Consider the following 24,124-nt stretch of genomic DNA (forward strand, 5'->3'; position numbering starts at 1 on the left):
CAGATCTGACAGTAGGCGCATCCGGGATATCCACGTCTAATTCTTCCAGACCCTTTGAAGGTTCGGTCTGGAGGATGGCGTATGGCCTGGTCAGATGAAAACAGCAAGAGCGGGGGAATCCTGGCGGCGCCTTTGATCGTCGAGGGCGTCGGCACGAGTGGTGTGCTCCCGCCCGAGGCCTCCGTGGTGGGCGCCAGACTGTTGATTCCGATGTGGACAAACCCTTCGATTGAACCTGGCAAGAGCGATCTGCTGGATATTTGGGTGCTCCAGCCTGGCGACCTGGATGAAGTGCATTTCTACAGCACGGCGTTTCCTGTGCCCGTACAGCCGCCTCCCGTTATTACCTTGCCGGCGCAATACCTTCAGCGCGATGGAGAGATTCGCTTGAAGTATCGGGTTACTGCCGGAGACACCGGCAACCCGGATACATCGATCCCTCAAGTGTTCATTGTCAATCGTTCGCCGCCGGTGAATCTTGAAGAGCCGACGTTTCCCAACGCCACGTTATGGGGCTATCTCAATTGCGATAGCCAGCCAAAGTTATGGGAACGGGTAGTGGTCCATGTACCCGCACAACCGGGACGCTTCGAGACGGGCGACAACTGTGCGCTGGATTGGGAGGGATTCAATAGCCTGAATGGTACAGCGCCGATCGTGGATACGGCGTTGCGACTGACCAAGTCATTAACGCAAGAAGAAGCTTCGTCTGCGCAGGGATTCGATTTTGTATTGGGGAGCGATAAATATGAAAAATATATAAAGCCGATGGAAAGAAATGCGTCGGCCACGGCCAGTTACACACTTTATCGAAATGGGGTCGGGTTAGGGAAGTCCGCTCTGGGATTGGTAAAGATTGATCGAATTGTTCCAGGGCAAAGTGTTCCCTGTGGTCCAGGTGGTGTATCAGGGCTGGGTTCGTCCGCTGAGAATGATTAAGCATTATTGAGTGGGAAAAGTTACAAGGCATCAATGCCAGGAGCCTGTGACCTGCCATCGTGCGGTCCTTCATCGGGTCATGACGTTGATTGTCCAATGATTAACTCATCGATGGAGTTTACTAAAATGAATACACAGGTAAAGTCGGGTGAAGTGTTTGCGGAAGAGCCGGTCGTGGTCGATCTGTTGCCAGATAATCGGCTCACTTATAAACAGCTCAAGGAAGATCGGAATATCAAAGTGCGGTTGATGGGTATCGATAGTACAGATCCCGACAGTGGCGCAACGGTGGCACTCTATATCCTTCCAGAAGGTGAGGACATCGTTGAGGGTGACCCCACGTACTTGGTCGCTACGAAAGAGAAAAGCCAGCAGCCCGGCGGAGATTGGTCATTTCCGGTAGAGTTTGATTTGGACACCAGTGGCTTGGGTTTGGAAGATGTCCATGATTTGGCGGGTGAATACAATCCTTATAATTTTGCATTTGTTATCTTCGATATCTATGACAACGTCGATACATCGACTTATACCCCCGTTCTGGTTGATTTGACGGCGCCCTACCAGCGTCAACCCGGCACGGGCAATGGCACGGGCGTGAGGCCATACCGATTAACCCTGGACGCTACAGTCCCTGCCATTGTTGACGACGCTTGGCTCAACGATCCCGCCAATGCCGGAGGATTGAACCTGACTATTCCCCACGCCTATCAAAAGTTCGAAGCGGATAAAGACAAGGTCAACTTTTATATCTCGACCCAGACGACTTTTTCCCTGATGCAAGGAGAGCCCCCCGCCTTTACAGGAGCGGTGCCGGCCACGGGTATTATCAATATTCCGCTGGCTTTTCTGCGGGCGCTGGACGAAGGGACCTATTATTACTCCTACAATCTCACTGACCTGCCGGGGAATATCAGCAATAACGCCAACATCACGCTGCTGTTTCAACGAGTGAAAACAGCGGCCCCGGTTCTCCATCCTCCAAAGATTCCGGTGACCAATGGAGGTCAATTGCCCATCAACTTCTCGTTGGTGACGGAGCCTCCCACTACCCGGGTCATTATGGAAATCGATATCCCGGACAATGCACTTCCGGGTGACAGTATCATCCCCTACCTCTTCTCGACAGAAGACGGACCCATAGCCTTGCCGGAAGATAGCGTTCCGCCTGTCGGCACCCCTGGACCGTTGAGGTTCGAATTGGACTATTCAACATTGGCAACGTTGTTTGGAGATGCCAACAAGGAGGATGAGACCGAGCTGGAGTACTGGTATGAACTGGAGCGCTCCACTATTTCACCCAATCCGGTTTCGGAGCGCAGGTTTGCTGTCATTGACTTTTCCTATGCCGGACCTGAACAACCTAATCTGCCCGATCCGGAAAACCCTAACATTGCTCCCGTGGTGGTACAGGGTGCAGGCACTCCGGTACCTGCTCCAAACACCCTGGGGCCGAACCAGGCAGGTTTCCCGGCGGTCATGAGCTGGCCGGTGTGGAACGACCCCAATCGACCCGTGACCGGGCGTGAAATCGTCAAATTCTACTATCAGGGTAAACAGGTGGGTGCTCCCGTACCGGTGCGGCAGGGCGCCACGACAGTCACCACCGAGCTGCCTTGGTTAACCATCCTGACGGAAGGGAATGGCTCGGCAGCGGGCGGGGACGCCAGGGAGGCTTACATCACCATCGAGTATCCTGGCGGGAACCAGATGAAACAGCAGGTCACCACCAAGGTCGACGTGACGGCCATCGTGATCGACTTGCCTGCGCCACAAATTGTGATCTCGTCGTTCAGAAGCCCAACAGGAACGACGGTGCCGGAACGAATCGCCACCCTCATCAACTGCCCTAGCCTCAATCATCCGCAGGTTGCCGATGGCCCCATGCCCCCCTATGCGCCGCGCTACCTGCGTATCCGGATCCGGCGTGATGCCAACATCCCCAACGGCGCCACGGTCGATCTGGAGTTCGAAGGGCGCGTGACCAATACGCCGGGTGGTGCTGCGATCCCTAACACGCTCATTACGGAGTCGGCACCGATGCCTGCGACGGGGGATCTGGAGTTCAGGCTGACGGATTACGCAAAAATCCGTGAAATCCAATTGCCGAAGAACGGTACACAACGGCCACCTGTTCGGTACGCGCGTATTGCCTATACGGTCAATGGTATCGAATCGGAAACTATCGCTACGGTACAGCTGCTGAACTCCAGTCTGGTTTATTGCGACGAGGAACGCCCTGAAACGCCATGATTTGATCTTCATAATATAAAGTTAAGGGCGATGATATGAGTCGTCCTTAACTATTGAAGTAGCTTTCGTTGTTCAGCTGCAGAGCTATTGCAGAAAAAAAGGAAAAGTCCTACGCATTTACGGATGTGTCCTACATAAGACTGGATGGGTAAACCTTAGTCTGGCGGCCGCTTTTTATTCCGGCTCCGACATATTTGTGGGTCGGAGATCCGTTCCTTATGGAATGTCATCGAGCAGGACTTAATTATGTTGTCTAGACCCGCATTTCTCTTTCATAAAACCTCACTCAGCCTGTCGGTCATGTTGTGCATACCGTTGCTGACTCACTCATTATCGGCTCAGGCCGGCGTCGTTCCCGGTGGGCAAAGCGAAACCATTGACGCCAATACCCCAGTGGAAACATGGAGCGTTGGAGCCGGAGCGACACTGATTGGCACGGGCGCCACGACCTTAGGCATCACCAGCACCAACGGCGGCGTGGTCAACCTGACCGACTCGACGGTGAATTCCGCCGGAGGAGGCGGAATCAGCCAAGGCATTTTCCTCACGAATGCCAGTGCCACCTTGAATAACTCCAATGTGACCAGTACCACGGGCATCGGGATATCTGCCGTGCGTGACGTCAACAGTGCTGGCGGCTCCAAGGTGACGTTGAGTAATAACAGCGTCGTGAGAGGACTGTTGGGTGGAATCGCCGGGAACCGCTTTAGTGAGCTGTCTTTGCAGAACTCCACCGTGGAAGGCACGGGCGCCAACAGTTTCGGCATGCGCCTGCTCGAAAGCACGCTGACGGCCAGCGGCAGCACGATCAAGGGTGGTCTGAACGGGATAACCGTGGGCACCGATACGGGCGCAACAACGGTCATTCCTACCTCCATTGTGCTGGATGGGACCCGGGTGGAGGGCGTCACCGGTTCGGCCATTGTCGTGGGTATCAATGCTCCGAATTTTCCAACCGTGGCCAACATTGAAGTACGTAACGGTTCAACCCTGGTTGGCGGTAACGGTACCTTGCTTGAGGTACGCAACGGTGCTACGGCTGGTTTGCTTGTCGACAACAGTCAACTGACGGGCAATATCGTGGTAGATGCAGGCGGTTCTGGCAACGTCACCCTGCAAAACGCGGCCTCCTTGACCGGAGATATGCAGAACGTCACTAACGTGACACTCAACAATCAGGCCCGTATGACTGGCAATGTACTGGGCGCCTCCAGTGTGGTGGTCAACAACGCATCCACGCTCACGGGTAACTTGCAGGATGTTGCCAACGTATCGATCAACAACCAGAGCGTGATGGTCGGTGATGTGACAGGCGCTGCCGACAGCGTTTCCAGCCTGACGTTGGACAACGGTGCCAGCTTGACCGGTAAGGTGAACAACGTCTCCAATTTCGCCATCAGCAACCAGGCCCTGTGGCAGATGACCGAGAGCCAGTCGGTAAGCAATCTCACGCTAAACAGTGGTGGTACGGTACGGTTGGGGGGCAATCAGGAGTACTTTCAGTTGGACGTGGCCAACCTGGCAGGCAACGGCCGGTTCGAGATCGGTACCGATTTCAATCAGGGTATCAGCGATCTTTTGAACATCACCGGCAGCGCAACCGGCAATCATCAATTGTTGGTTGCAAGCTCAGGGCTTGATCCGGTCAATGATGCGTCGATCAAGGTGGTGCAGAGCGTCGCATCCGGCGCGCAATATGACCTTGTCAATGATCGGGTGGATGTTGGGGCGTATACCTATCGCCTGGTCAAGAATGGCGATGATTGGTATCTGCAACCCGATAAGGATGTCATCAGTACACCGACCCGTTCGGTTATGGCCATATTCGGTACTGCCCCCACCGTCATTTATGGCGAGATGGCGTTATTGAACAATCGCATGGGTGATCTTCGCGTCAACGGTGGGCAGACAGGTGGATGGATTCGTTCCTTCGGCAGCCGATACAGCATCACCAACAAGGCTTACGGCAACGGTTACAGCCAGAACCAGCATGGCATTTCCATGGGTGTCGATACGCCGGTCGAGATCGCGGGTGAACGGGTACTGCTGGGGGCATTCGCCGGTTACAGCAAGTCAAACCTTGACTTGAGTCGCGGCAGTTCCGGGGAAATCGATAGCACGTCTATTGGTATGTACGGTACTTGGATGGGTGACAGCGGTTACTATCTGGATACCGTCGCCAAGCTCAACCACTTCCGCAACGATGCCAAAGTGACGATGAGTGATGGAACCAGAACCAAGGGTGGCTATAACAACCTGGGGGCCAGTGCGTCCGTTGAGTTTGGCAAGCACATCGACATCAAGGATGGCTACTACGTGGAGCCGTTCACGCAATGGCAAGTAGCGACGGTACAGGGTAAGGATTTCAACCTGGACAATGGGTTGAAGGCTGACGCCGACACGACGCGCTCCATGCTTGGCAAGGTGGGTGTGACCGTCGGGCGAGGCATGACTCTGGACGATGGCAGCGTATTGCAACCGCATATTCGCACGGCGGTGGTTCAGGAGTTTGCCAAGCACAACGAAGTTCAAGTCAACAATAACAAGTTCAACAACGACCTTTCCGGTACCCGCTTCGAAGTGGCCGCGGGGGCCTCTTGGACATTGAGTGATCGTTGGCAGGTTCATGCTGAACTCGACACCAGCAAAGGTGACAATCTGACCAAGGACTTCGGCTTCAATTTTGGAGCGCACTACGCGTTCTGAACAAAATAAAAGGGAAGCTCTGGCTTCCCTTTTTATACCGCCAGAGCGGATTATCTGGCCTTGAGCACTTGGAACTGGCCCTTCAGGATGAAGGTTTCTCCATTGGTATCCGGCAGCTCGAGATTGACATTGAATTTCCCTTTGATATTCCCCTCCGGCGCCGGTACCAGGTCAATCGTACCTGAAACACCTTCATAGATAGTCTTGTCGGATTCTCTGAGGCTAAAGCTCACATCATCACGTGTTTTCAGCTCATAGCTGCCGGGTTCATAATCGGCCGGAATGCTGATAATGAGTTCACGTTTGGATGTAATCGATGCCCTTGTCTGTTTTTCTTCCCGATCAACTGCCGTAATCACTACGGTTTCTGTTTGTTTGACTCCCGCTTTTTTCTTTTCAATCAGTCGCGAAGTGGCAGCAAACTCAGGGAACTCCTTGTCATGGTTTGAGAAAGCTGACGCAGTGACATAATTGCCTTTGGCAAAACTCAATTGATTGATGACAGCATTCATGGATTCGATCTCCGTGCTGGAATTGAGATACCCAGCGACTCTGTGAGCCGTGATTCTGGATGAACCATGAAAGCCCGTAGGCCAGAGCTTGTAAACTGTCACCTATAACAGTTTACAAGCTGCTGTTTTTGTGGATTTGTCTCACCGCATGACGCCGCATCGCGCGTTCTTCCAAGTGTGCACGTTGCCGACATCAGACACCCCAGGGCATTGGCCTGATTGCGGTCGACTTCCGCATCAGCGTGGCATGGCGGCAACATCGTCGGCGGTCTGGCGGTCTGGCGGTCTGGCGGTCTGGCGTGCGGCGGCGCGGGCGTTGTCGTAGTCCTGGGCGCTGATGGCATTGTCCTCGATCAACTGGACGTAGCGCTGCGCCTGCAAGCGCGTCTGGAACGCGTTGGCCTCGGCCTTGCGCAACGCCGCCTCGCGCTGTCCAGGTCGGCCTTGAACGGCGCCGGATCGATGCGGAACAGCACGTCGCCCTTTTTCACGTCGCGGCCTTCGCGGTAGAGCCGTTGCAAACACCACGCCGGGCACCCGTGCGCGGACTTCGGCGATGCGTGGCGGCGGCGAGGCCTTGTCGCAGGCGCTCAACGACAGTACCCCGAGCAACAGGCCCAGGGTGGCGAAAGAGTTCTTTGGCGTGGTGCTTCCCCAATGATGAACCTCGCCATGCTACGGAGAGCGGTTGGGGACAGCGGTAAAGCTTTGTAGGGCGTGTGTGAAATTGTGTAAGGGGTTTGCTCGCGGGTGGGTGAGGACGTATATCCTTGGCAGCTTGAGATTTTTCTGCGCCTGTTACACCGCCATCGCGAGCAAGCTCGCTCCCACAGTGGTTTTGTGTCGTTCCCAAGACCCTTGTGGGAGCGAGCTTGCTCGCGATAGCGGCATTGCCGGCGCCACAGCACTTTTCTGGAAACACCTATGCCCAACATTCTCCTGGTGGAAGACGACGCCGCACTCTCTGAACTGATCGCCAGTTACCTGGAGCGCAACGGCTATCAGGTCAGCGTCCTCAGCCGTGGTGATCATGTGCGTGAACGGGCACGGGTCGATCCGCCGGACCTGGTGATTCTCGACCTGATGCTGCCGGGGCTGGACGGCCTGCAGGTCTGCCGCCTGTTGCGGGCCGACTCCGCGACCTTGCCGATCCTGATGCTCACCGCCCGGGACGACAGTCACGACCAGGTCCTGGGCCTGGAAATGGGTGCCGACGACTACGTCACCAAACCGTGCGAGCCCCGGGTGTTGCTGGCGCGGGTGCGCACCTTGTTGCGCCGCAGCAGCCTCACCGAGCCGCAGTCGGCGAATGATCGTATCCTCATAGGCAACCTGTGCATCGACCTGTCCGAGCGCACGGTGACCTGGCGCGGGCAGGCGGTGGAATTGTCCAGCGGCGAATACAACCTGCTGGTGGTGCTGGCCCGGCATTCCGGCGAAGTGCTGAGCCGCGACCAGATCCTGCAGCGCCTGCGGGGTATCGAATTCAACGGCACCGACCGTTCGGTGGACGTGGCGATTTCCAAGTTACGGCGCAAGTTCGACGACAACGCCGACGAAGCCCGCAAGATCAAGACCGTGTGGGGAAAGGGCTACCTGTTCAGCCGTTCCGAGTGGGAATGCTGAGACGATGTGGAAGCTGCTGATCCGCCTGTACCTGGTCACCATCGTGTCCTACAGCGCGGCGATCTACCTGATGCCGGAACTGGTGGTGCGCCTGTTCCACGAGCGTTTCCTGACCTACAACCTCGATTATTCCCGGGGCCTGCAAACCTTGTTGGTCAAGCAGTTCCGCGCTGTGCCCAGCGAACAGTGGCCGACGCTGGCGGCGCAGATGGACAAGGAATTCGACCCGCTGCGCATTCAACTGGCCGCCATCGATGACAACGGTTTCAGCGCCGAGGAGCAGGCGCGTCTCAAGCGTGGCGAGAATGTGGTTCGCCTTGGCGACTGGGCCTGGCGAACCCTGGCGGCGGCACCGCTGGATGAGCGCACGGCGGTGAAGATGGTCGTGCCGCCGGACCCTGCCGATGTCAGCTGGTTGTACTGGAGCATCAACGTGTTGATCGGCGCGACGATGCTGGCCTGCCTGTTGCTCTGGCTGCGGCCTCACTGGCGCGACCTGGAACGCCTGCGGCGCACCGCCGAGCGTTTCGGCAAAGGTCATCTGGGGGAGCGTACGCACATCGCCTCCAGTTCGAACATCGGCAGCCTGGCCCACGTGTTCGACACGATGGCGGGGGACATCGAGAACCTGCTCAACCAACAGCGGGATCTGCTCAACGCCGTGTCCCACGAACTGCGCACGCCCCTGACGCGGCTCGACTTCGGCCTGGCCCTGGCGCTGTCCGATGACCTGCCGGCACCCAGTCGCGAGCGTCTGCAAGGGCTGGTGGCGCACATTCGCGAGCTGGATGAGTTGGTATTGGAGCTGCTGTCCTACAGCCGGTTGCAAAACCCGCAACGTTTGCCCGAACGGGTCGAGGTGGCGTTGGACGAGTTCATCGACAGCATCCTGGGCAGCGTCGACGAGGACCTGGCGGCGCCGGACGTGGTGATCGACGTGTTGTTGCATGGGACGCTGGAGCGTTTCGTGCTAGACCCACGACTGACCGCACGGGCGTTGCAGAACCTGCTGCGCAATGCCATGCGTTATTGCGAAAAGCGCATCCAGATCGGCGTGCTGGTGGGTGATCAAGGCTGTGAGATCTGGGTCGACGACGACGGCATCGGCATTCCCGACAGCGAACGCGAGCGGGTGTTCGAGCCGTTCTACCGCCTGGACCGCAGCCGCGACCGCGCCACGGGCGGCTTTGGCCTCGGCCTGGCCATTAGCCGCCGGGCCCTGGAAGCCCAGGGCGGCACACTCACCGTCGAGGCCTCGCCACTGGGCGGGGCACGTTTCAGGCTGTGGCTGCCAACACCACCCTGAATCCTGTGGCGAGGGAGCTTGCTCCCGCTGGACCGCGAAGCGGTCCCACGGCCCATTACCCAAACAACCCCGCCGCAATATTGATCGAAAACCCCAGGATCGCCGTGTTGAACACAAACCCGATCAACGATTGCGCCAATACGATCTTGCGCAATTGTCGCGTGGCAACCCCCACATCCGAGGTCTGCACCGCGACCCCGATGGTGAAAGAGAAATACAGGAAATCCCAATAGTTGGGTGTGGTCAGCCCTTCGGCAAACCGCAGCGCCGGCTCCTTGCCCTCCCAGGTGTAATACAGCCGTGCGTAGTGAACGCTGAAAATCACCCCGATCAGCAACCATGAGCCGATCACGGTCATTGCCGTGAAGCCATAATGCAACAGCTTGCCAGCGGCTTGCAGGTCGCGGCTGCCGGCCAGCTCGAAGGTGATGGTCGCCAGGCTGGCCAATGCCGCGACGCAGACCGTCAGCAGCACCAGCCCGGCATTTTCATCTTCGATTTCGGCGATGCGTTTCACATCGGGCGCCTTGGCCCGCACGGTCAGCCAGAACATCAGCACCAGGTAGGTCCAGACCCCGGCATTCCAGCCGATCAGGATTTTGCTAATGATCGAGTCTATGGGAGCCAGGATTCCCACCGCCAGGCCAAGGACCGTGGCGCTGGAAAGGCGCGGGTGAGTGCGGGCGAGGAAGGGCATGGAGGCTCACTGTCCGGAAAAGAGGCGCCTAGTATGAGCCATCAAGCGAAGGGGCGACTGTCTATCGCGCTGGATTCGATCAATTGCACACCCGCTTCCTGCATCCGCCGGATCGCCGCCTCCATCGAGCCCTCCCTGTCGATGTCCGGGTTGCAGCCTTTGCGAATGACCAGCTTGGCATGGTAGCTGAACGGCCCGGGGCCCGTGTGCAGACTGACTCACCGCTATCGCGAGCAAGCTCGCTCCCACACTGGATCTCCAGTGAATCTAAAACCTGCGCCCGGCCCAAATCCCACTGTGGGAGCGAGCTTGCTCGCGATGACGGCGGCTCATCAACATTGATGCAAGTTGACCCACCGCTTTCGCGAGCAAGCCCGCTCCCACATTGGAGCTGCGGTGAACGCATGATGGATGGCTTGCAAAAAAAAACCGGCTCGGGGGAGTGTCTTTCGTCGAAAATATTCCAGCGTTGATGGCTTTTTGACATTTGCTTCGTGCGTCCCTGTCACGATTCAGTACAATCGCCGACCTCCAACCAGGCATGGAAGCAGTACGGCTCTTCTGTTACGAGAAAAAACCATGCTCATCGGCAGTTATTCCCCCGCCCTCGTTTCGATTTCCTTGTTTGTTGCCGTACTGGCTTCCTACACCGCGTTGGATCTGGCCGGGCGTATCGCGACCGCCCAGGGGCGTGCCGCGCATTTGTGGATGACCGGGGGCGCGCTGGCGATGGGGGTGGGCATCTGGTCCATGCACTTCATCGGCATGCTGGCGTTCACCTTGCCGGTTGAGCTTGGCTACGATGTCTCGATCACCGCGCTGTCGCTGCTGACCGCCATTCTTTCCAGCGGTTTTGCCCTGTGGCTGGTCAGCCAGCCGCGATTGCCGGCGTGGCAGTTGGCCTTCGGTGCGCTGATCATGGGCGCCGGGATCAGCGCCATGCATTACACCGGCATGGCCGCGCTGCGGATGCAGCCGGGCATCGATTACGACCCGACGCTGTTCGGGGCTTCGTTGGTGATTGCTGTCGGCGCGTCGGCGGCGGCGCTGTGGATTGCCTTTCGCCTGCGCCAGAACAGCCCCCACGTGCGTCTGGCTCGTGCGGGCGCCGCAGTGGTCATGGGCATCGCCATCGTCGGCATGCATTACACCGGCATGGCCGGGGCGCGGTTCAGCGAGGGCAGTTTCTGTGGTTCTCTGGACGGCTTGAGCGGCAAGGGCCTGGACAATCTGGTGTTGATCACCACCCTGGCGGTGTTGGCCATTGCCTTGCTGACGTCGATTCTCGATGCACGCCTGGAAGCCCGCACCGCCGAGCTGGCCCAATCCCTGACCCGGGCCAACCGGGAGCTGACGCAGTTGGCCCTTCACGATCCCCTCACCGGGCTGCCCAACCGTGTGCTGCTGGCCGACCGGATCGACCAAGCCATGCATCGGGTGCAAGAGCAGGGCGGCTGCTTCGCCTTGATGTTCATCGACCTCGATGGTTTCAAGCCGGTCAACGATGCCTTTGGTCACCACATGGGCGATTTGTTGCTGCGGGACGTGGCCCTGCGCTTGCGCGAAGACCTGCGCAGCCAGGACACCCTGGCGCGGATCGGTGGTGATGAGTTCGTGCTGCTGGTGCAACTGGCCGAGCCCGACGATGCCCTGCGACTGGCGGCACGCCAGGTCGGCTTGATCGGGCGCACGTTCCGGGTGTCTGAGCATGACTTGCAGATCTCCGCCAGCGTCGGCATCGCCCTTTATCCTGGCAACGGCCAGAGCGCTGAAGAGCTGCTGATGAACGCCGATGCGGCGATGTACCACGCCAAGGGCGCCGGCAAAAACGGCTACAGTTTTTTCGACGCCTCGATGAACAGCAACGCCCGCAAGCAATTGCAGCTGTTGCAAGACTTGCGCATGGCCGTCGAACAGCGACAGTTCAGCCTGCATTACCAGCCCAAGTTCGACGCGGCCAATGGCCGTCCGGTCGGGGCCGAAGCCTTGTTGCGCTGGACCCACCCGACCCAAGGCCTGTTGATGCCCGACACGTTCATCGACCTGGCGGAAAAGACCGGGTTGATCATTCCTATCGGCGAATGGGTGTTGAACGAAGCCTGCCGGCAGATGCGCGAATGGTACGTGCTCGGTTATACCGACTGGCGCATCGCGGTGAACCTCTCGGCCTTGCAGTTCTGCCACACCGGTTTGGTGCAGAGCGTGGCCAAGGCGTTGGAAACGCACAAGCTGCCGGCCAACAGCCTGACTCTGGAAATCACCGAAACCACCGCCATGAGCGATGCGGACGCGAGCATGACGGTGTTGCAGCTGCTCTCGGACATGGGCGTGGATTTGTCCATCGACGACTTCGGCACCGGCTATTCGAGCCTGATGTACCTCAAGCGCCTGCCGGCCAACGAGCTGAAGATCGATCGCGGCTTTGTGCGGGACCTGGAGCACGACAGCGATGACGCGGCCATCGTCTCGGCCATCGTTGCCCTCGGCCAGGCCCTGGGCCTGCGGATCGTCGCAGAAGGCGTGGAGACCGACATGCAACAAGACTTCCTGACCCAGTTGGGTTGCGATTCGCTGCAGGGCTATCTGTTGGGCCATCCGCTGCCGGCCGAGCGTTTCCTGCAGGACATTCGCCAGGCGAAAACCATGGCGATAGCCTGACCCCCCTCAGGAGACGATATCGAACGCCGTGCTGCCCAGCCGCTCGCCGTTGACCAGCAGGTGCACGGCATGTCGGCCCGCGTAGTGTTTGCGGGTGGTCAGCTCGCGAATATGTTGCGAACGGCTGAGGTTGACGCGACCCTGGGCGGGCAGGTCGAAGGTCTTGAGTTTGAAGACCTTGGCCGAGGTGCCGCCCGAGGCTTTCACGTAGTCGACGGCGTAGTCGATCACCAGGCGCTGGCTCTGCCCGAGGGTTGATTGAACCGTGAAGGACAGCGTGACCTGTTCTCCCAAGCGAATCACCGCCGGCGTCACCTGCAAATCCAGCACCTGGACCTGCGCCTTGCCGCCGGCGCCGATGACTCCCAGCGCCCTCGGGTTACCTTGTTTGATCAAGCTACGCAGCGCATGCCGGGCAATCCACGCGGTGTGGCGGTCTTGTAATGGCCAGCCTTCGATCTGGTCCAGCACCCAGTCGGGATGCTGCTTGGTGACGTCGTTGAGGTGGTTGGCCACGGATTTGCGCACATAAAGGCTGTCGTCGGCCTTGAGCGTGTCGAGGATCGCGGCGGCCAGGTCGGGGTTGGCCTGGATCGGTTCCAGGTGAAACGACCACGGCAGGCGTGGCCGACTACCTTCGCTGGCCAGGCGGCGCACGTGCTCGTTGGCGTCCAGGGCCCAGCCGTGCATGACCTTGAGGGTGCGCTCCAGGTCGTCCCGCAAGAAGTGCCGCACGGCGAACTCCGACGAGCCGAACCGAGTGAAATACTGGAGCGCGTCCAACGACATGTCGAAGTGATTGCGGCCGTAAGACGCCACGTAGTGCGGCAGGAACATGCTGACAAACATGCTGTTCAGACGCGGGGCCAGGGCGCGCAGCACCTCCAGCGACGCTTCATAATCGAGGGGCAGCACGGCGTGCAGGCACTCGCTGACCCGGGCCATGCGCTGCATCACCGACAACTCGGCCAGCCCGTCGTTGGCCATGCGCAAGAACGCCTTGGCGTCGAAGGCCGGATACACCGCGCGCATTTCGCTGGCGATGTGTTCCAGGCGGGCGCTGTTGAAGATTTCCTTGAGGGCAGGGGAGGCAGTGGTCGGGGTCGTCATGGCAGGGTCCGTCGTGCAGGGTCTGTCACTATATCCCGTGGCGAGGGAGCTTGCTCCCGCTTGGCTGCGCAGCAGTCGTAACCCCCGTGAATGCCGTATCATTGAATGACCACGTCGCCTGGATTGGGGCGGCTGCGCAGCCAAGCGGGAGCAAGCTCCCTCGCCACGGGTACAGTTTCCATGAATTAAGGAATGATTTGCCGCTCGCGAAGTCCCAGATTCAGTCCCTCGAATAACTGGAGTTTTTTCTATGCGCAAACCCACCCTGATCGCCAGCCTGGTCCTGATTGCCAGCCTTGGAACAACCCTTGGGCCTGTTGCGCAAGCGGTCGAGAAAACCGGAGACGCCCTGGAGCATTCGCCGAGCAATGGCCGCAGGCTGGTGGAGAACGACCGGGTACCGGCGGACTACCAGCGCGCGGACAGGGCCATGAAAGACTGGAAGCAGAAGAAGCTGGAACAGCCGACAAGCGAGCAGCAATGGGTGCAGATCGACGACAAGTACCTGCTGATCGAAACCGTGTCCGGCGCGATCGTCAAGATCGTACCGGCCACACGTTAATCTTCAGAGCACTTCGCCTTTGTCCCATAGGTGAACCAACTCGCCGGGTGCCCGGTCCTCGGGCACCTGCAGCACCATCTCGTCGTCCTGGTCGTTGGCGCGATAACGCACCTCGATCTGGAAAAACCGCTGGTCGCCGCGCCCGGGCGTGGAGGAGGTCAGCGGCAGGCAGCCCTCCAGGACTGAACAGATGCGTGTGCGCTGGTCGAGGTCGCACTGGGCGAACTCGATTTCCCGTGGCCGGGTCAACGCATGGATGGCGGCCACGCCGCCCTGGCGCGACAGCCGTACCACGGCTTTGTCGTCGAGGTCTGGAAGGGTTTTCATCAGCTCTCCTGTGTCAAGTCGACGCCGACCTGGGCCCAGCCGTTTTGTACCGCTTGCACTTCCCGCGTGCCGAAGCGCTGGCGGGCATGCTCGACGGTCAAGCGGGCGAAGGCGCTGAAGGACGCGTCATTGGCCAGTCTTCGGTCGCACAAGGTTTCATACCAGATCCGGCCGGCCTTTTCCCAGGCAAATCCGCCCAGCGTGGTCGCCACCAGATAAAAGGCCCGGTTGGGAATGCCGGAGTTGATGTGCACGCCACCGTTGTCTTCACGGGTAATCACGAATTCGCGCATGTGCGCCGGTTGTGGGTCCTTGCCCAGCAGCGGATCATCGTAGGCGCTGCCAGGGTTGGACATGCTGCGCAGGCCGTCGCCGTTGATCTTGTCGGTGAGCAGGTCGGCGCCGATCAGCCAGTCGGCCTGGTCGGCGGTCTGCTCGAGCACGAACTGCTTGACCAGCACACCGAACACGTCGGAGATGGACTCGTTCAACGCACCGGACTGGTTGGCATAGATCAATCCGGCTTCGCTTTCGGTGACGCCATGGGCCAGTTCGTGGGCCACCACGTCGAGGGAGCGGGTGAAGCGCTGGAAGATTTCGCCGTCGCCGTCGCCGAACACCATTTGCGCGCCGTTCCAGAAGGCGTTTTCATAGCCCTGGCCGTAATGCACGCTGCCCACCAGGGCGAAGCCTTTGTTGTCGATGGAATCGCGCCCCAGGACCTTCCAGAAAAAATCGTAGGTGGCGCCCAGGGCGTCGTAGGCCTCGTCCACGGCGGGATCGCCACTGGCCCGCTGGCCTTCCAGGCGTACCGGCTGGCCGGGCAGTTCCATGCTGTTCTGGGCGTCATGCACGCTGCGTTGCGGGTGTCCGGCCTTGCCGGGCTTGGGCAGCGCCGCCGCGACGGGCGGGGAGCTAGGCGGGCCAGGGTTGTGCCGCAGGTTGCGCACGTGGGTCAAGGTGCCGAGGGCGCTGGAGCGTTGCTGTTCGGAACCGTGGGCAATGATGCGATTGAGGATGTACGGCGGAATGAAGCCGTGGAGCGGACGAGAGTCGATCATCAGAAAATCCTTATCTGAAATGCAGGGTCGATACCCATGTGAACCGAATAGGTCGTTGCGGTTCCCTGATGCGTGGCAGACAACGTTTGCCATGCAGCCTGATTTCTGCGAAAACCCCGCGCCTGGATCACACGAGGGATACGCCATGAATGAAGAACTGCAAATCATCGACCTGCAACAGGGCGACGGCAAAAGCGTAGTCAAAGGTGCGCTGATCACCACCCAATACCGCGGCACCCTCGAAGACGGCACCGAATTCGATTCGTCCTACAGTCGCGGCAAACCCTTCCAATGCGTGATCGGCACCGGTCGCGTCATCAAGGGCTGGGACCTGGGCCTGATGGGCATGCAAGTCGGTGGCAAGCGCAAGTTGCTGGTGCCGGCCCACCTGGCCTACGGTGAACGGTCCATGGGCGCACACATCAAGCCCAACGCCAACCTGATCTTTGAAATCGAGTTGCTGGAAGTGCTGACCCGGGACGATTGAAGGATGCAGGAGCCGGTCCGCAGGCTCGTGTAGCAGGGGGACGTGTCCATGACGAGATGCTTTGATCGTGAGGGGAAAAGTGCTGCTACTATCTCCAGTCGATGCATGGCCTGATTCGTCCTGGAGCGAAATATGAACGCAGAGCGTCATGACGTAGGCGTGTCCCAAGTGGCCGCAGCGATTGCCGAGCCGGCCCGTACCCGAATGCTCTGCGCCTTGATGGACGGTCATGCCCGGACCAGCACTGAGTTGGCGAGCATCGCCGAGGTCAGCGCATCGACCGCCAGCGCCCACCTGACGAAACTCAAGGACCTGGCCTTGGTGCGGCTGCATGTCCAGGGCCGGCACCGCTATTACAGCCTGGCGGATCCCCGTGTCGCCCAGGCCCTGGAAGCACTGATGGTGATCGGCCAGAATGCCGCGCCGACCTTCACGCCGCGTACTCCGGATCGCTTGCAATGGGCGCGCACCTGCTACGACCACATGGGCGGCACCCTGGCGGTGCGGCTGCATGATCGGATGATCGAGGCCGGGTGGCTGGTGGAGGTGCCAGAACAGGGCTATCGGTTGAGTGAAGCCGGTGTGGGGCTGTTCGAGGGGTTGGGCATTGACCTCCAGGTCGTCGCCGCGCAACGACGCCGATTCGCGTGCCCCTGCCTGGACTGGAGTATGCGCCGTCCGCACTTGGGCGGGGCCCTGGGAGCGGCGTTGCTGCAAGTGGCGATCAAGCGCAAGTGGGTGATCCAGGACCTGGATAGCCGGGCGCTGGGCGTGACGGCCATTGGTCGTCGGGAGCTGGCGGGGCGGTTCGGGGTCAGTGCAGAGAGGGATGTCGAGCCCGCCATCGCCATCGCGAGCAAGCTCGCTCCCACCATGGACCTGCGGCAAGCGCAGGATCTGTAGACAACGGATAACCTTGTGGGAGCGAGCTTGCTCGCGATAGCAGTATCAGCAGCCCCCTCGCTATCCGGTCATATGTTGGCGCCGATACTCATCCGGCGTCGTCCCCATCATTTTGCGAAACATGCTGATGAACGCCGAGGCGCTGCTGTAGCCCAGGTCCAGGCCAATGGTTTCCACGCTCTGGCCACGCTCGAGCAGGGCCAGGGCCTCGATGACTTTCAGGCGCTGGCGCCATTCCACCAGAGACATGCCCAGGTCCCGCTGGGCCCGGCGCATCAGCGTGCGTTCGGTGGTGTTGGCGGCGCGGGCCAGTTGCGGCAAGGAGCGCGGGTCGCTGGGATTCGCCTCCAGGGCCCGCAATACGGGGCCCAGCAGTGGATCATCCGAGAAGGGCAGGTAGCTACCGGCCTGGGGCGCCTGAGTCAGCTTGTCCACCAGCACCTGCAACAAGCGCTGCTGCTCGGGTGTCTGCGGTTGGCTCGGCGGGTAGCAGCGCAGCTCTTCCAGCAATGCGCGGATCAGTGGGCTCAAGGTCAGCGCGCAGGGTACGGCCGGCAGCGCAGCGCACAGTTCGGCCGCCAGGTACAACGAGCAATGACAGGCCTCATGCCGATTGAACCCAACGTGTTCCATGTCCGGCGGCAGCCAGATGCCGTACTGCGGTGGCGCCAGGTAGTGGTGCTGGGCGATCTCGATTTCCATCACACCGCTGTAGGAATAGACGAACTCGCCCCAGGCATGCCGATGCCGAGGGTAAGTGGCGTGGGCCGGCATGCAGGCGCTGCGAAAGAAAATCGGCGAGGGCAGGGCCGCGTCGAACGGAGGCATTTTCAGATGTTGGGCTGGAGGCTGCATATCGACCGCAATGGCGGATTACCGGGATGGCTTGTCGGGTAATCACTATATCCAGCAAAGGTGTCAGGCAGACAATCCTTTCATCCATTTCTGCCCAAGGACCTTTGCCATGACCACCCGCCGCGCCCTGGATGGCCAGGTCAGTGCCCTGATGACTGGACTCTGTGCCATCTGGGGTTTCCAGCAAGTCGCGATCAAGGCCAGCGCCGCCGACATGGCGCCGATGCTGCAACTGGGCGTGCGCTCGGCCATCGCCGCGGTACTGGTCTGGCTGTTGGTGCTGGCGCGGGGTGAACGCCTGTCCCTGGCCGATGGCAGTTGGCGTCCTGGCCTGTTGGTGGGGTTGTTGTTTGCCCTGGAGTTTGTGATGGTGGGCGAAGGCCTGCGTCATACGACGGCTTCGCACATGGTGATTTTCCTGTACACCGCCCCGATGTTCGCCGCCCTCGGCTTGCACTGGAAACTGCCGAGCGAACGCCTCAAGCCGGCGCAATGGTTGGGCATCGCCGTCGCATTCGCCGGAATCGTAGTGGCCTTCAGTGGCGGCTCGGGGGCGGCGAACGGCAGTTCATTGCTCGGTGACGGCTTGGGGTTGTTGGCCGGTGCGCTGTGGGGCGCGACTACGGTGACCGTCCGTTGTTCGCGATTGACGAACCTGCCCGCCAGCCAGACGCTGCTGTATCAATTGGTCGGCGCCGGGGTGCTGCTGATCGGGATGTCGGTGGCGTTGGCGCAAACGACGATCAACCCCACGCCGCAACTCATTGCCAGCCTGGCGTTCCAGGTGTTGCTGGTGTCCTTCGCCAGTTTCCTGATCTGGTTCTCGCTGCTGCGCCACTACCTGGCTTCGCAGTTGGGCGTGCTGTCGTTCATGACGCCGCTGTTTGGCATCGGTTTTGGTGTCTGGTTGCTGGATGAGCCGCTGGAGGCGAACTTTATCGTTGGCGCGGTTCTGGTGCTGGGCGGGATCTTGCTGGTCAGCGGTTACGGCTGGTTTCGCCAGCGTTGGGGGCGGTGGTTGGTACTGCGTCGGGGGTAGCCGAAGCAGCCAGTAAAAAGCCCACCCTTGCCGAGGCAGGGGTGGGCTTTTTCATGCAGGCACTGAGCAGGCGGGTGCTTAGGTCAAACCTTGACGATCCAACCCGCCGGCGCTTCCACGTCGCCGGTCTGCACGCCGGTCAGTTCTTTGTAGAGCTTCTGGGTGATCGGGCCGACTTCGGTTTCACTGTGGAACACGTGCAGCTTGTCCTTGTAGCTGATGCCGCCAATCGGTGTGATCACCGCCGCAGTACCACAGGCACCGGCTTCCTTGAAGTCCGACAGCTTGTCGATGAACACGTCGCCTTCGATCACTTCCAGGCCCAGACGCGATTTGGCCAGTTCGATCAACGACAGGCGAGTGATACCCGGCAGGACCGAAGGGGATTTGGGGGTGACGAATTTGTCGTCGTGGGTGATGCCGAAGAAGTTGGCCGAGCCGACTTCCTCGATTTTCGAATGGGTCATCGGGTCCAGGTAGATGCAGTCGGCGAAACTGGCTTTCTTGGCCTGGGAGCCGGGCATCAGGCTGGCGGCATAGTTGCCACCGACCTTGGCCGCGCCGGTGCCTTGCGGGGCGGCGCGGTCGAAGCTGGAGATCAGGAAGTTGTGCGGGGTCAGGCCGCCCTTGAAGTAGGCGCCGACCGGGATGCAGAAAATAGAGAAGATGAACTCGGGTGCGGTGCGCACGCCGATGTTGTCCCCCACGCCGATCACGAACGGGCGCAGGTACAGCGCGCCGCCGGTGCCATACGGCGGGATGAAGCGCTCGTTGGCGCGGACCACTTGCTTGCAGGCTTCGACGAACTGCTCGGTCTCGACCTGCGGCATCAGCAGGCGGGCGCAGCTGCGCTGCATGCGGGCGGCGTTCTGGTCCGGGCGGAACAGGTTGATCGAACCGTCCTTGCAGCGATAGGCCTTCAGGCCTTCGAAGCACTGCTGACCGTAGTGCAGGGCGGTGGAGCCCTCGCTGATGTGCAGCACGTTGTCGTCGGTCAGGGTGCCCGCGTCCCAGGCGCCATCGCGCCAGTGCGACAGGTAGCGCTTGTCGGTCTTGATGTAGTCAAAGCCCAGTTTGTCCCAATTGATGCTCTCGTTACCCATGACACCCTCTATTACTTAACAACCGTCGAAACGGTTCAAGGCTTCTGACGTTTTTTGGATGGGGACAACAATACTTCATTCCGGGGCTGTTTCGCAGCCCGCTCGACAAGGTGCAGACAGATAAATGATGGTGTTCTTGAAAATCGCGAGCAAGCTCGCTCCCACATGGGATTGTGTTCCCATGAACGACCGATATCACCTGTGGGAGCGAGCTTGCTCGCGATAGGGCCCTCGCTCACACCATCAATTCCCCTGAATCACAGATGCAACGCATGCCCCAACGCCCGCAACGCCGCTTCCTGCACAGCCTCGCCCAGCGTCGGATGGGCGTGGATGGTGCCGGCGATGTCCTCCAGGCGCGCCCCCATTTCCAGGGACTGGCCGAATGCCGTGGACAGCTCCGATACGCCGACGCCGACCGCTTGCCAGCCGACGATCAGGTGATTGTCCCGGCGCGCCACGACCCGGACGAAACCGCTTTTCGATTCCAGGGTCATGGCCCGGCCGTTGGCGGCGAACGGGAAGCTGGAAACCAGGCAGTCCAGCCCGGCAGCCTTGGCCTCGTCCGGCGTCTTGCCGACCACCACCAGTTCCGGGTCGGTGAAGCACACCGCGGCGATGGCGGTCGGGTTGAATTCCCGATGCTGGCCGGCGATCAGTTCGGCGACCATTTCGCCCTGGGCCATGGCCCGGTGGGCGAGCATCGGTTCGCCGCTCAGGTCGCCGATGGCCCAGACGTTGCGCATGCTGGTCTGGCAACGGCTGTCGATGTTCACCGCCGAACCGTTCATCGCCAGGTCCAGCGCTTCAAGGTTCCAGCCCTGGGTGTTGGGTTTGCGCCCGACCGCCACCAGCACCCGGTCGGTGTCCAGGTTCAGCGTGTCGCCATTGGGATCACGCACTTGCAAGGTGCTGGCCTGGGCATCGAACCCTTCGACGCTGTGCTTGAGGTACAGCTTCACGCCCAGTTGCTTGAGCGCCTCGTGCACCGGCTGCGTCAACTCGCCGTCGTAAGCTGGCAGGATCCGCTCCTGGGCCTCGACCACGCTGACCTCGGCGCCGAGCTTGCGATAGGCGATGCCCAACTCCAGGCCGATGTAGCCGCCGCCGACCACCGCCAGGTGCTTGGGCACCGAGGTGGGGGCGAGGGCTTCGGTGGAGGAAATGATCGGCCCGCCCAGTGGCAGCATCGGCAGGTTGACGCTTTTCGAACCGGTGGCGAGCAGCAGGTGTTCGCATTGGATGCGGGTGTCACCGACCTCGACCGTCTTGCCATCGATCGCCTTGGCCCAGCCATGAATGACCTGGACCTTGTGCTTTTTCAGCAATGCCGCGACGCCGGTGGTCAGGCGATCGACGATGCCGTCCTTCCATTCCACGCTCTTGCCGATGTCCAGCGTTGGCGCCGCCACCGTGATGCCCAGGGCCGAGCCCTGACTGTGATGTCGGGTCTGGTGGAACTGCTCGGCCACATGGATCAACGCCTTGGACGGGATGCAGCCGATGTTCAGGCAGGTCCCGCCCAACGCCTGGCCTTCCACCAGGATGGTCGGGATACCCAGCTGGCCGGCGCGGATCGCCGCCACATAACCGCCAGGACCGCCGCCGATGATCAGCAGCGTAGTGTTCAAAGTTTGCATTGCCTGCTCCATTGATGATTAGTCCACGAACAGGGTGGCGGGTTGTTCGAGCAGGCCGCGCAGGGCCTGGATGAATTGCGCCGCGTCCATGCCGTCGACCACCCGGTGATCGAAGGAGCTGGAGAGGTTCATCATCTTGCGGATCACGATCTGGCCCTTGATCACCATGGGCCGCTCGACGATTTTGTTCACGCCGACAATCGCCACTTCCGGCAGGTTCAGCACCGGCGTGCTGACAATGCCGCCGAGGGCACCGAGGCTGGTCAGGGTGATGGTCGAGCCGGACAACTCGTCGCGACTGGCCTTGCCCGTGCGCGCTGCTTTGGCCAAGCGGGCGATTTCCGCCGCGCTGTCCCATAGGCTACGGGCTTCGGCGTGACGCACCACCGGCACCATCAAGCCTACGTCGCTCTGGGTGGCGACGCCCACATGCACCGCGCCTGAGCGGTGGATGACCTGGGCTTCGTCGTCGTAGCGGGCATTCATCTGCGGAAAGTCCCGCAGGGCCACGACCAGCGCGCGGACCAGGAACGGCAACAAGGTCAGCTTGCCGCGACTGGCGCCGTGTTTTTCATTCAAGTGAACCCGCAGCTCTTCCAGGGCTGTGACGTCGATTTCCTCGACGTAGCTGAAATGAGCCGCGCGCTGGGTCGCTTCCTGCATGCGCTGGGCGATCTTGCGGCGCATGCCGATCACCGGGATCTGCTGCTCGTCGTGGCGTTCGGCATAACCCGAACCGCCCTTGGCCTGGGACGACGGCCCCTGGGCCAGATAGGCTTCGAGGTCCTCGTGCAGGATCCGCCCGGCCGGGCCGCTGCCCTGGACCAGGCGCAATTGAATGCCCAGGTCCAGCGCGTGTTTGCGCACGGCCGGCGAGGCCAGTGGACGCTCGTCGGGGTCGCGGGCCACCGGGGCTTGCGGCGCCGGGCGAGGGGCGGCGGTCTTTTCCAGCACCGGTTCAGGGGTGGCCACTGGCGTCGGCTTCGGCGCCTGCGCTGTCGCCACTGGTGCCGTCTGTGCCGACTCTTTCAAGTTACCCGCACCCTCGACTTCAATGCGGATCAGTTCGCTGCCCACCGCCATGACTTCACCCGGCTCGCCACCCAGGGCGATGACCCGGCCATGCACCGGCGAAGGGATGTCCACCATTGCCTTGTCGGTCATGACATCGGCCAGTACCTGGTCTTCGACCACCATGTCGCCGACCTTGACGTGCCACACCGACAGTTCCACTTCGGCAATGCCTTCGCCGATGTCCGGCATCTTGATAACGTGCGTGCCCATTCAGACCTCCATGACCCGTTTCAACGCCGCGCCCACTCGGGACGGCCCAGGGAAATACGCCCACTCCTGCGCATGCGGGTAGGGGGTGTCCCAACCGGTGACACGCTCGATGGGCGCTTCCAGGTGGTGGAAGCAGTGTTCTTGCACCAACGACACCAGTTCGGCGCCGAAACCACAGGTGCGGGTGGCTTCGTGGACGACCACGCAACGGCCGGTCTTCTTCACGGATTTGACGATGGTTTCAAGGTCCAGCGGCCAGAGGCTGCGCAGGTCGATGACTTCGGCGTCGATGCCGGTTTCTTCGGCCGCCACTTGGGAAACGTAGACCGTGGTGCCATAGGTGAGAACGGTCACGTCCTTGCCCGGACGGGTGATGGCGGCGACGTCCAGCGGCACGGTGTAGTAACCGTCCGGCACCTGGGCCGAGGGGTGTTTCGACCACGGGGTTACCGGGCGGTCGTGGTGGCCGTCGAACGGGCCGTTATACAGGCGCTTGGGTTCGAGGAAGATCACCGGGTCATCGTTTTCGATGGAGGCGATCAGCAAGCCCTTGGCGTCGTAGGGGTTGGAGGGCATCACGGTGCGCAGGCCGCAGACCTGGGTGAACATCGCCTCGATGCTCTGGCTGTGGGTCTGGCCGCCATAGATGCCGCCGCCGCAGGGCATGCGCAGGGTCATCGGCGCGGTGAACTCGCCGGCCGAGCGATAGCGCAGGCGCGCCGCCTCGGAAATGATCTGGTCCGAGGCCGGGTAGACGTAGTCGGCGAACTGGATCTCGGCCACCGGCCGCAATCCGTAGGCGCCCATTCCGACGGCCACGCCAACGATGCCGCTTTCGGAAATCGGGGCGTCAAACACCCGCGAAGTGCCGTACTTGTTCTGCAGGCCTTCGGTGCAGCGGAACACGCCGCCGAAGTAGCCCACGTCCTGGCCGAACACCACGACGTTGTCGTCGCGCTCGAGCATCACGTCCATGGCCGAGCGCAGGGCTTGGATCATGGTCATGGTGGTAGTGGTCATGGCGGTGTCCAACGCAATATTGTTGTTGTGATCGTTCAT

The 24,124-nt window shown here is 60.7% G+C and carries 20 protein-coding genes and 1 pseudogene; 10 read left to right on the forward strand and 11 right to left on the reverse strand.

The genetic code is table 11. From position 1 onward, the window contains the following. Positions 1 to 81: 81 nt before the first annotated feature. The 3 genes from BLO80_RS30260 (at position 82) to BLO80_RS12885 (ending at position 5,895) form a co-directional block, all read left to right on the forward strand. Positions 82 to 939 (forward strand): hypothetical protein, encoded by an 858-nt coding sequence (locus tag BLO80_RS30260; RefSeq protein WP_256574196.1) that lies wholly within the window; start codon positions 82 to 84, stop codon positions 937 to 939. Between the two features lie 126 nt (positions 940 to 1,065). Continuing rightward, positions 1,066 to 3,189, forward strand: a complete 2,124-nt coding sequence (locus BLO80_RS12880; RefSeq protein ID WP_256574197.1) for a hypothetical protein — start codon at positions 1,066 to 1,068, stop codon at positions 3,187 to 3,189. Positions 3,190 to 3,435: 246 nt separating this feature from the next. After that, positions 3,436 to 5,895 (forward strand): autotransporter outer membrane beta-barrel domain-containing protein, encoded by a 2,460-nt coding sequence (locus BLO80_RS12885; RefSeq protein ID WP_092328034.1) that lies wholly within the window; start codon positions 3,436 to 3,438, stop codon positions 5,893 to 5,895. A 50-nt stretch (positions 5,896 to 5,945) separates the two neighbouring features. On the opposite strand, the gene BLO80_RS12890 is transcribed toward BLO80_RS12885, so the two are convergent. Both BLO80_RS12890 and BLO80_RS12895 read right to left on the reverse strand, forming a co-directional pair. Continuing rightward, a complete protein-coding gene (locus tag BLO80_RS12890; RefSeq protein WP_092328033.1) occupies positions 5,946 to 6,407 on the reverse strand; it encodes a hypothetical protein in 462 nt (153 codons plus the stop codon). 288 nt (positions 6,408 to 6,695) lie between these two features. Continuing rightward, positions 6,696 to 7,028: pseudogene (locus BLO80_RS12895) on the reverse strand (efflux RND transporter periplasmic adaptor subunit); the annotation flags it as partial. A 303-nt stretch (positions 7,029 to 7,331) separates the two neighbouring features. On the opposite strand from BLO80_RS12895, the gene BLO80_RS12900 reads away from it, so the two are divergent. Beyond that, the gene (locus BLO80_RS12900) at positions 7,332 to 8,033 is read left to right on the forward strand and encodes a response regulator (RefSeq protein ID WP_072411561.1); all 702 of its coding nucleotides are present in this window, start codon (positions 7,332 to 7,334) and stop codon (positions 8,031 to 8,033) included. A gap of 4 nt (positions 8,034 to 8,037) precedes the next feature. Continuing rightward, on the forward strand, positions 8,038 to 9,339 hold the full coding sequence (locus tag BLO80_RS12905; protein ID WP_092328031.1) for an ATP-binding protein: 1,302 nt from the start codon (positions 8,038 to 8,040) through the stop codon (positions 9,337 to 9,339). Positions 9,340 to 9,394: 55 nt separating this feature from the next. Here the strand turns inward: BLO80_RS12905 and BLO80_RS12910 are convergent, their stop codons facing one another. Further along, the gene (locus tag BLO80_RS12910) at positions 9,395 to 10,036 is read right to left on the reverse strand and encodes a DUF1345 domain-containing protein (protein ID WP_092328030.1); all 642 of its coding nucleotides are present in this window, start codon (positions 10,034 to 10,036) and stop codon (positions 9,395 to 9,397) included. A 579-nt stretch (positions 10,037 to 10,615) separates the two neighbouring features. On the opposite strand from BLO80_RS12910, the gene BLO80_RS12920 reads away from it, so the two are divergent. Further along, positions 10,616 to 12,694 (forward strand): putative bifunctional diguanylate cyclase/phosphodiesterase, encoded by a 2,079-nt coding sequence (locus BLO80_RS12920; RefSeq protein WP_092328028.1) that lies wholly within the window; start codon positions 10,616 to 10,618, stop codon positions 12,692 to 12,694. A gap of 6 nt (positions 12,695 to 12,700) precedes the next feature. Here BLO80_RS12920 and BLO80_RS12925 read toward each other — a convergent pair whose 3' ends face one another. After that, positions 12,701 to 13,804, reverse strand: a complete 1,104-nt coding sequence (locus BLO80_RS12925) for a DNA alkylation repair protein (RefSeq protein ID WP_092328027.1) — start codon at positions 13,802 to 13,804, stop codon at positions 12,701 to 12,703. Between the two features lie 250 nt (positions 13,805 to 14,054). Here BLO80_RS12925 and BLO80_RS12930 point away from each other — a divergent pair, with 250 nt between their 5' ends. Further along, the gene (locus tag BLO80_RS12930) at positions 14,055 to 14,366 is read left to right on the forward strand and encodes an RcnB family protein (RefSeq protein WP_092328025.1); all 312 of its coding nucleotides are present in this window, start codon (positions 14,055 to 14,057) and stop codon (positions 14,364 to 14,366) included. A gap of 3 nt (positions 14,367 to 14,369) precedes the next feature. On the opposite strand, the gene BLO80_RS12935 is transcribed toward BLO80_RS12930, so the two are convergent. Both BLO80_RS12935 and BLO80_RS12940 read right to left on the reverse strand, forming a co-directional pair. Next, positions 14,370 to 14,693 carry a protealysin inhibitor emfourin gene (locus BLO80_RS12935; protein ID WP_053122893.1) on the reverse strand — a complete coding sequence of 108 codons (324 nt, stop codon included), beginning with the start codon at positions 14,691 to 14,693 and terminating at the stop codon, positions 14,370 to 14,372. Beyond that, positions 14,693 to 15,754 carry a M4 family metallopeptidase gene (locus tag BLO80_RS12940; protein WP_092328024.1) on the reverse strand — a complete coding sequence of 354 codons (1,062 nt, stop codon included), beginning with the start codon at positions 15,752 to 15,754 and terminating at the stop codon, positions 14,693 to 14,695. The genes BLO80_RS12935 and BLO80_RS12940 overlap by 1 nt, the downstream gene beginning before the upstream one ends. 145 nt (positions 15,755 to 15,899) lie before the next feature. Between BLO80_RS12940 and BLO80_RS12945 the strand changes: the two genes are divergently transcribed. Together BLO80_RS12945 and BLO80_RS12950 are read left to right on the forward strand one after the other, a co-directional pair. Beyond that, positions 15,900 to 16,241 carry an FKBP-type peptidyl-prolyl cis-trans isomerase gene (locus tag BLO80_RS12945; protein ID WP_092254046.1) on the forward strand — a complete coding sequence of 114 codons (342 nt, stop codon included), beginning with the start codon at positions 15,900 to 15,902 and terminating at the stop codon, positions 16,239 to 16,241. A gap of 132 nt (positions 16,242 to 16,373) precedes the next feature. Then, a complete protein-coding gene (locus tag BLO80_RS12950; protein WP_092328022.1) occupies positions 16,374 to 17,144 on the forward strand; it encodes an ArsR/SmtB family transcription factor in 771 nt (256 codons plus the stop codon). A gap of 60 nt (positions 17,145 to 17,204) precedes the next feature. Here the strand turns inward: BLO80_RS12950 and BLO80_RS12955 are convergent, their stop codons facing one another. Continuing rightward, the gene (locus BLO80_RS12955) at positions 17,205 to 17,999 is read right to left on the reverse strand and encodes an AraC family transcriptional regulator (RefSeq protein ID WP_092328021.1); all 795 of its coding nucleotides are present in this window, start codon (positions 17,997 to 17,999) and stop codon (positions 17,205 to 17,207) included. A gap of 109 nt (positions 18,000 to 18,108) precedes the next feature. Between BLO80_RS12955 and BLO80_RS12960 the strand changes: the two genes are divergently transcribed. Next, complete coding sequence (locus tag BLO80_RS12960; RefSeq protein WP_092328019.1) at positions 18,109 to 19,038, forward strand: DMT family transporter; 930 nt, start codon at positions 18,109 to 18,111, stop codon at positions 19,036 to 19,038. A gap of 83 nt (positions 19,039 to 19,121) precedes the next feature. On the opposite strand, the gene BLO80_RS12965 is transcribed toward BLO80_RS12960, so the two are convergent. From BLO80_RS12965 to BLO80_RS12980, 4 genes are all read right to left on the reverse strand, one after another. Then, positions 19,122 to 20,141, reverse strand: a complete 1,020-nt coding sequence (locus tag BLO80_RS12965) for a branched-chain amino acid aminotransferase (protein ID WP_092196546.1) — start codon at positions 20,139 to 20,141, stop codon at positions 19,122 to 19,124. Positions 20,142 to 20,398: 257 nt separating this feature from the next. After that, positions 20,399 to 21,781, reverse strand: coding sequence for a dihydrolipoyl dehydrogenase (gene lpdA / locus BLO80_RS12970; protein WP_092328018.1), 1,383 nt, complete (start codon positions 21,779 to 21,781; stop codon positions 20,399 to 20,401). Between the two features lie 18 nt (positions 21,782 to 21,799). Next, positions 21,800 to 23,065 carry a dihydrolipoamide acetyltransferase family protein gene (locus tag BLO80_RS12975; RefSeq protein WP_092328016.1) on the reverse strand — a complete coding sequence of 422 codons (1,266 nt, stop codon included), beginning with the start codon at positions 23,063 to 23,065 and terminating at the stop codon, positions 21,800 to 21,802. Next, on the reverse strand, positions 23,066 to 24,124 hold the full coding sequence (locus BLO80_RS12980; protein ID WP_018605866.1) for an alpha-ketoacid dehydrogenase subunit beta: 1,059 nt from the start codon (positions 24,122 to 24,124) through the stop codon (positions 23,066 to 23,068).

Source organism: Pseudomonas sp. NFACC56-3, from assembly GCF_900100025.1.
GTDB classification, from domain to species: Bacteria; Pseudomonadota; Gammaproteobacteria; order Pseudomonadales; family Pseudomonadaceae; genus Aquipseudomonas; species Aquipseudomonas fluorescens_AA.

Bases quoted from the DNA above. Each gene is read 5' to 3' on its own strand.
- BLO80_RS12920 (WP_092328028.1), top strand. From the start codon at position 10,616: ATGCTCATCGGCAGTTATTCCCCCGCCCTCGTTTCGATTTCCTTGTTT.
- BLO80_RS12935 (WP_053122893.1), bottom strand. From the start codon at position 14,693: ATGAAAACCCTTCCAGACCTCGACGACAAAGCCGTGGTACGGCTGTCG.
- BLO80_RS12960 (WP_092328019.1), top strand. From the start codon at position 18,109: ATGACCACCCGCCGCGCCCTGGATGGCCAGGTCAGTGCCCTGATGACT.
- lpdA (WP_092328018.1), bottom strand. From the start codon at position 21,781: ATGCAAACTTTGAACACTACGCTGCTGATCATCGGCGGCGGTCCTGGC.
- BLO80_RS30260 (WP_256574196.1), top strand. From the start codon at position 82: ATGGCCTGGTCAGATGAAAACAGCAAGAGCGGGGGAATCCTGGCGGCG.
- BLO80_RS12965 (WP_092196546.1), bottom strand. From the start codon at position 20,141: ATGGGTAACGAGAGCATCAATTGGGACAAACTGGGCTTTGACTACATC.
- BLO80_RS12900 (WP_072411561.1), top strand. From the start codon at position 7,332: ATGCCCAACATTCTCCTGGTGGAAGACGACGCCGCACTCTCTGAACTG.
- BLO80_RS12930 (WP_092328025.1), top strand. From the start codon at position 14,055: ATGCGCAAACCCACCCTGATCGCCAGCCTGGTCCTGATTGCCAGCCTT.
- BLO80_RS12975 (WP_092328016.1), bottom strand. From the start codon at position 23,065: ATGGGCACGCACGTTATCAAGATGCCGGACATCGGCGAAGGCATTGCC.
- BLO80_RS12945 (WP_092254046.1), top strand. From the start codon at position 15,900: ATGAATGAAGAACTGCAAATCATCGACCTGCAACAGGGCGACGGCAAA.
- BLO80_RS12885 (WP_092328034.1), top strand. From the start codon at position 3,436: ATGTTGTCTAGACCCGCATTTCTCTTTCATAAAACCTCACTCAGCCTG.
- BLO80_RS12980 (WP_018605866.1), bottom strand. From the start codon at position 24,124: ATGAACGATCACAACAACAATATTGCGTTGGACACCGCCATGACCACT.
- BLO80_RS12950 (WP_092328022.1), top strand. From the start codon at position 16,374: ATGAACGCAGAGCGTCATGACGTAGGCGTGTCCCAAGTGGCCGCAGCG.
- BLO80_RS12905 (WP_092328031.1), top strand. From the start codon at position 8,038: ATGTGGAAGCTGCTGATCCGCCTGTACCTGGTCACCATCGTGTCCTAC.
- BLO80_RS12890 (WP_092328033.1), bottom strand. From the start codon at position 6,407: ATGAATGCTGTCATCAATCAATTGAGTTTTGCCAAAGGCAATTATGTC.
- BLO80_RS12940 (WP_092328024.1), bottom strand. From the start codon at position 15,754: ATGATCGACTCTCGTCCGCTCCACGGCTTCATTCCGCCGTACATCCTC.
- BLO80_RS12925 (WP_092328027.1), bottom strand. From the start codon at position 13,804: ATGACGACCCCGACCACTGCCTCCCCTGCCCTCAAGGAAATCTTCAAC.
- BLO80_RS12880 (WP_256574197.1), top strand. From the start codon at position 1,066: ATGAATACACAGGTAAAGTCGGGTGAAGTGTTTGCGGAAGAGCCGGTC.
- BLO80_RS12955 (WP_092328021.1), bottom strand. From the start codon at position 17,999: ATGCAGCCTCCAGCCCAACATCTGAAAATGCCTCCGTTCGACGCGGCC.
- BLO80_RS12910 (WP_092328030.1), bottom strand. From the start codon at position 10,036: ATGCCCTTCCTCGCCCGCACTCACCCGCGCCTTTCCAGCGCCACGGTC.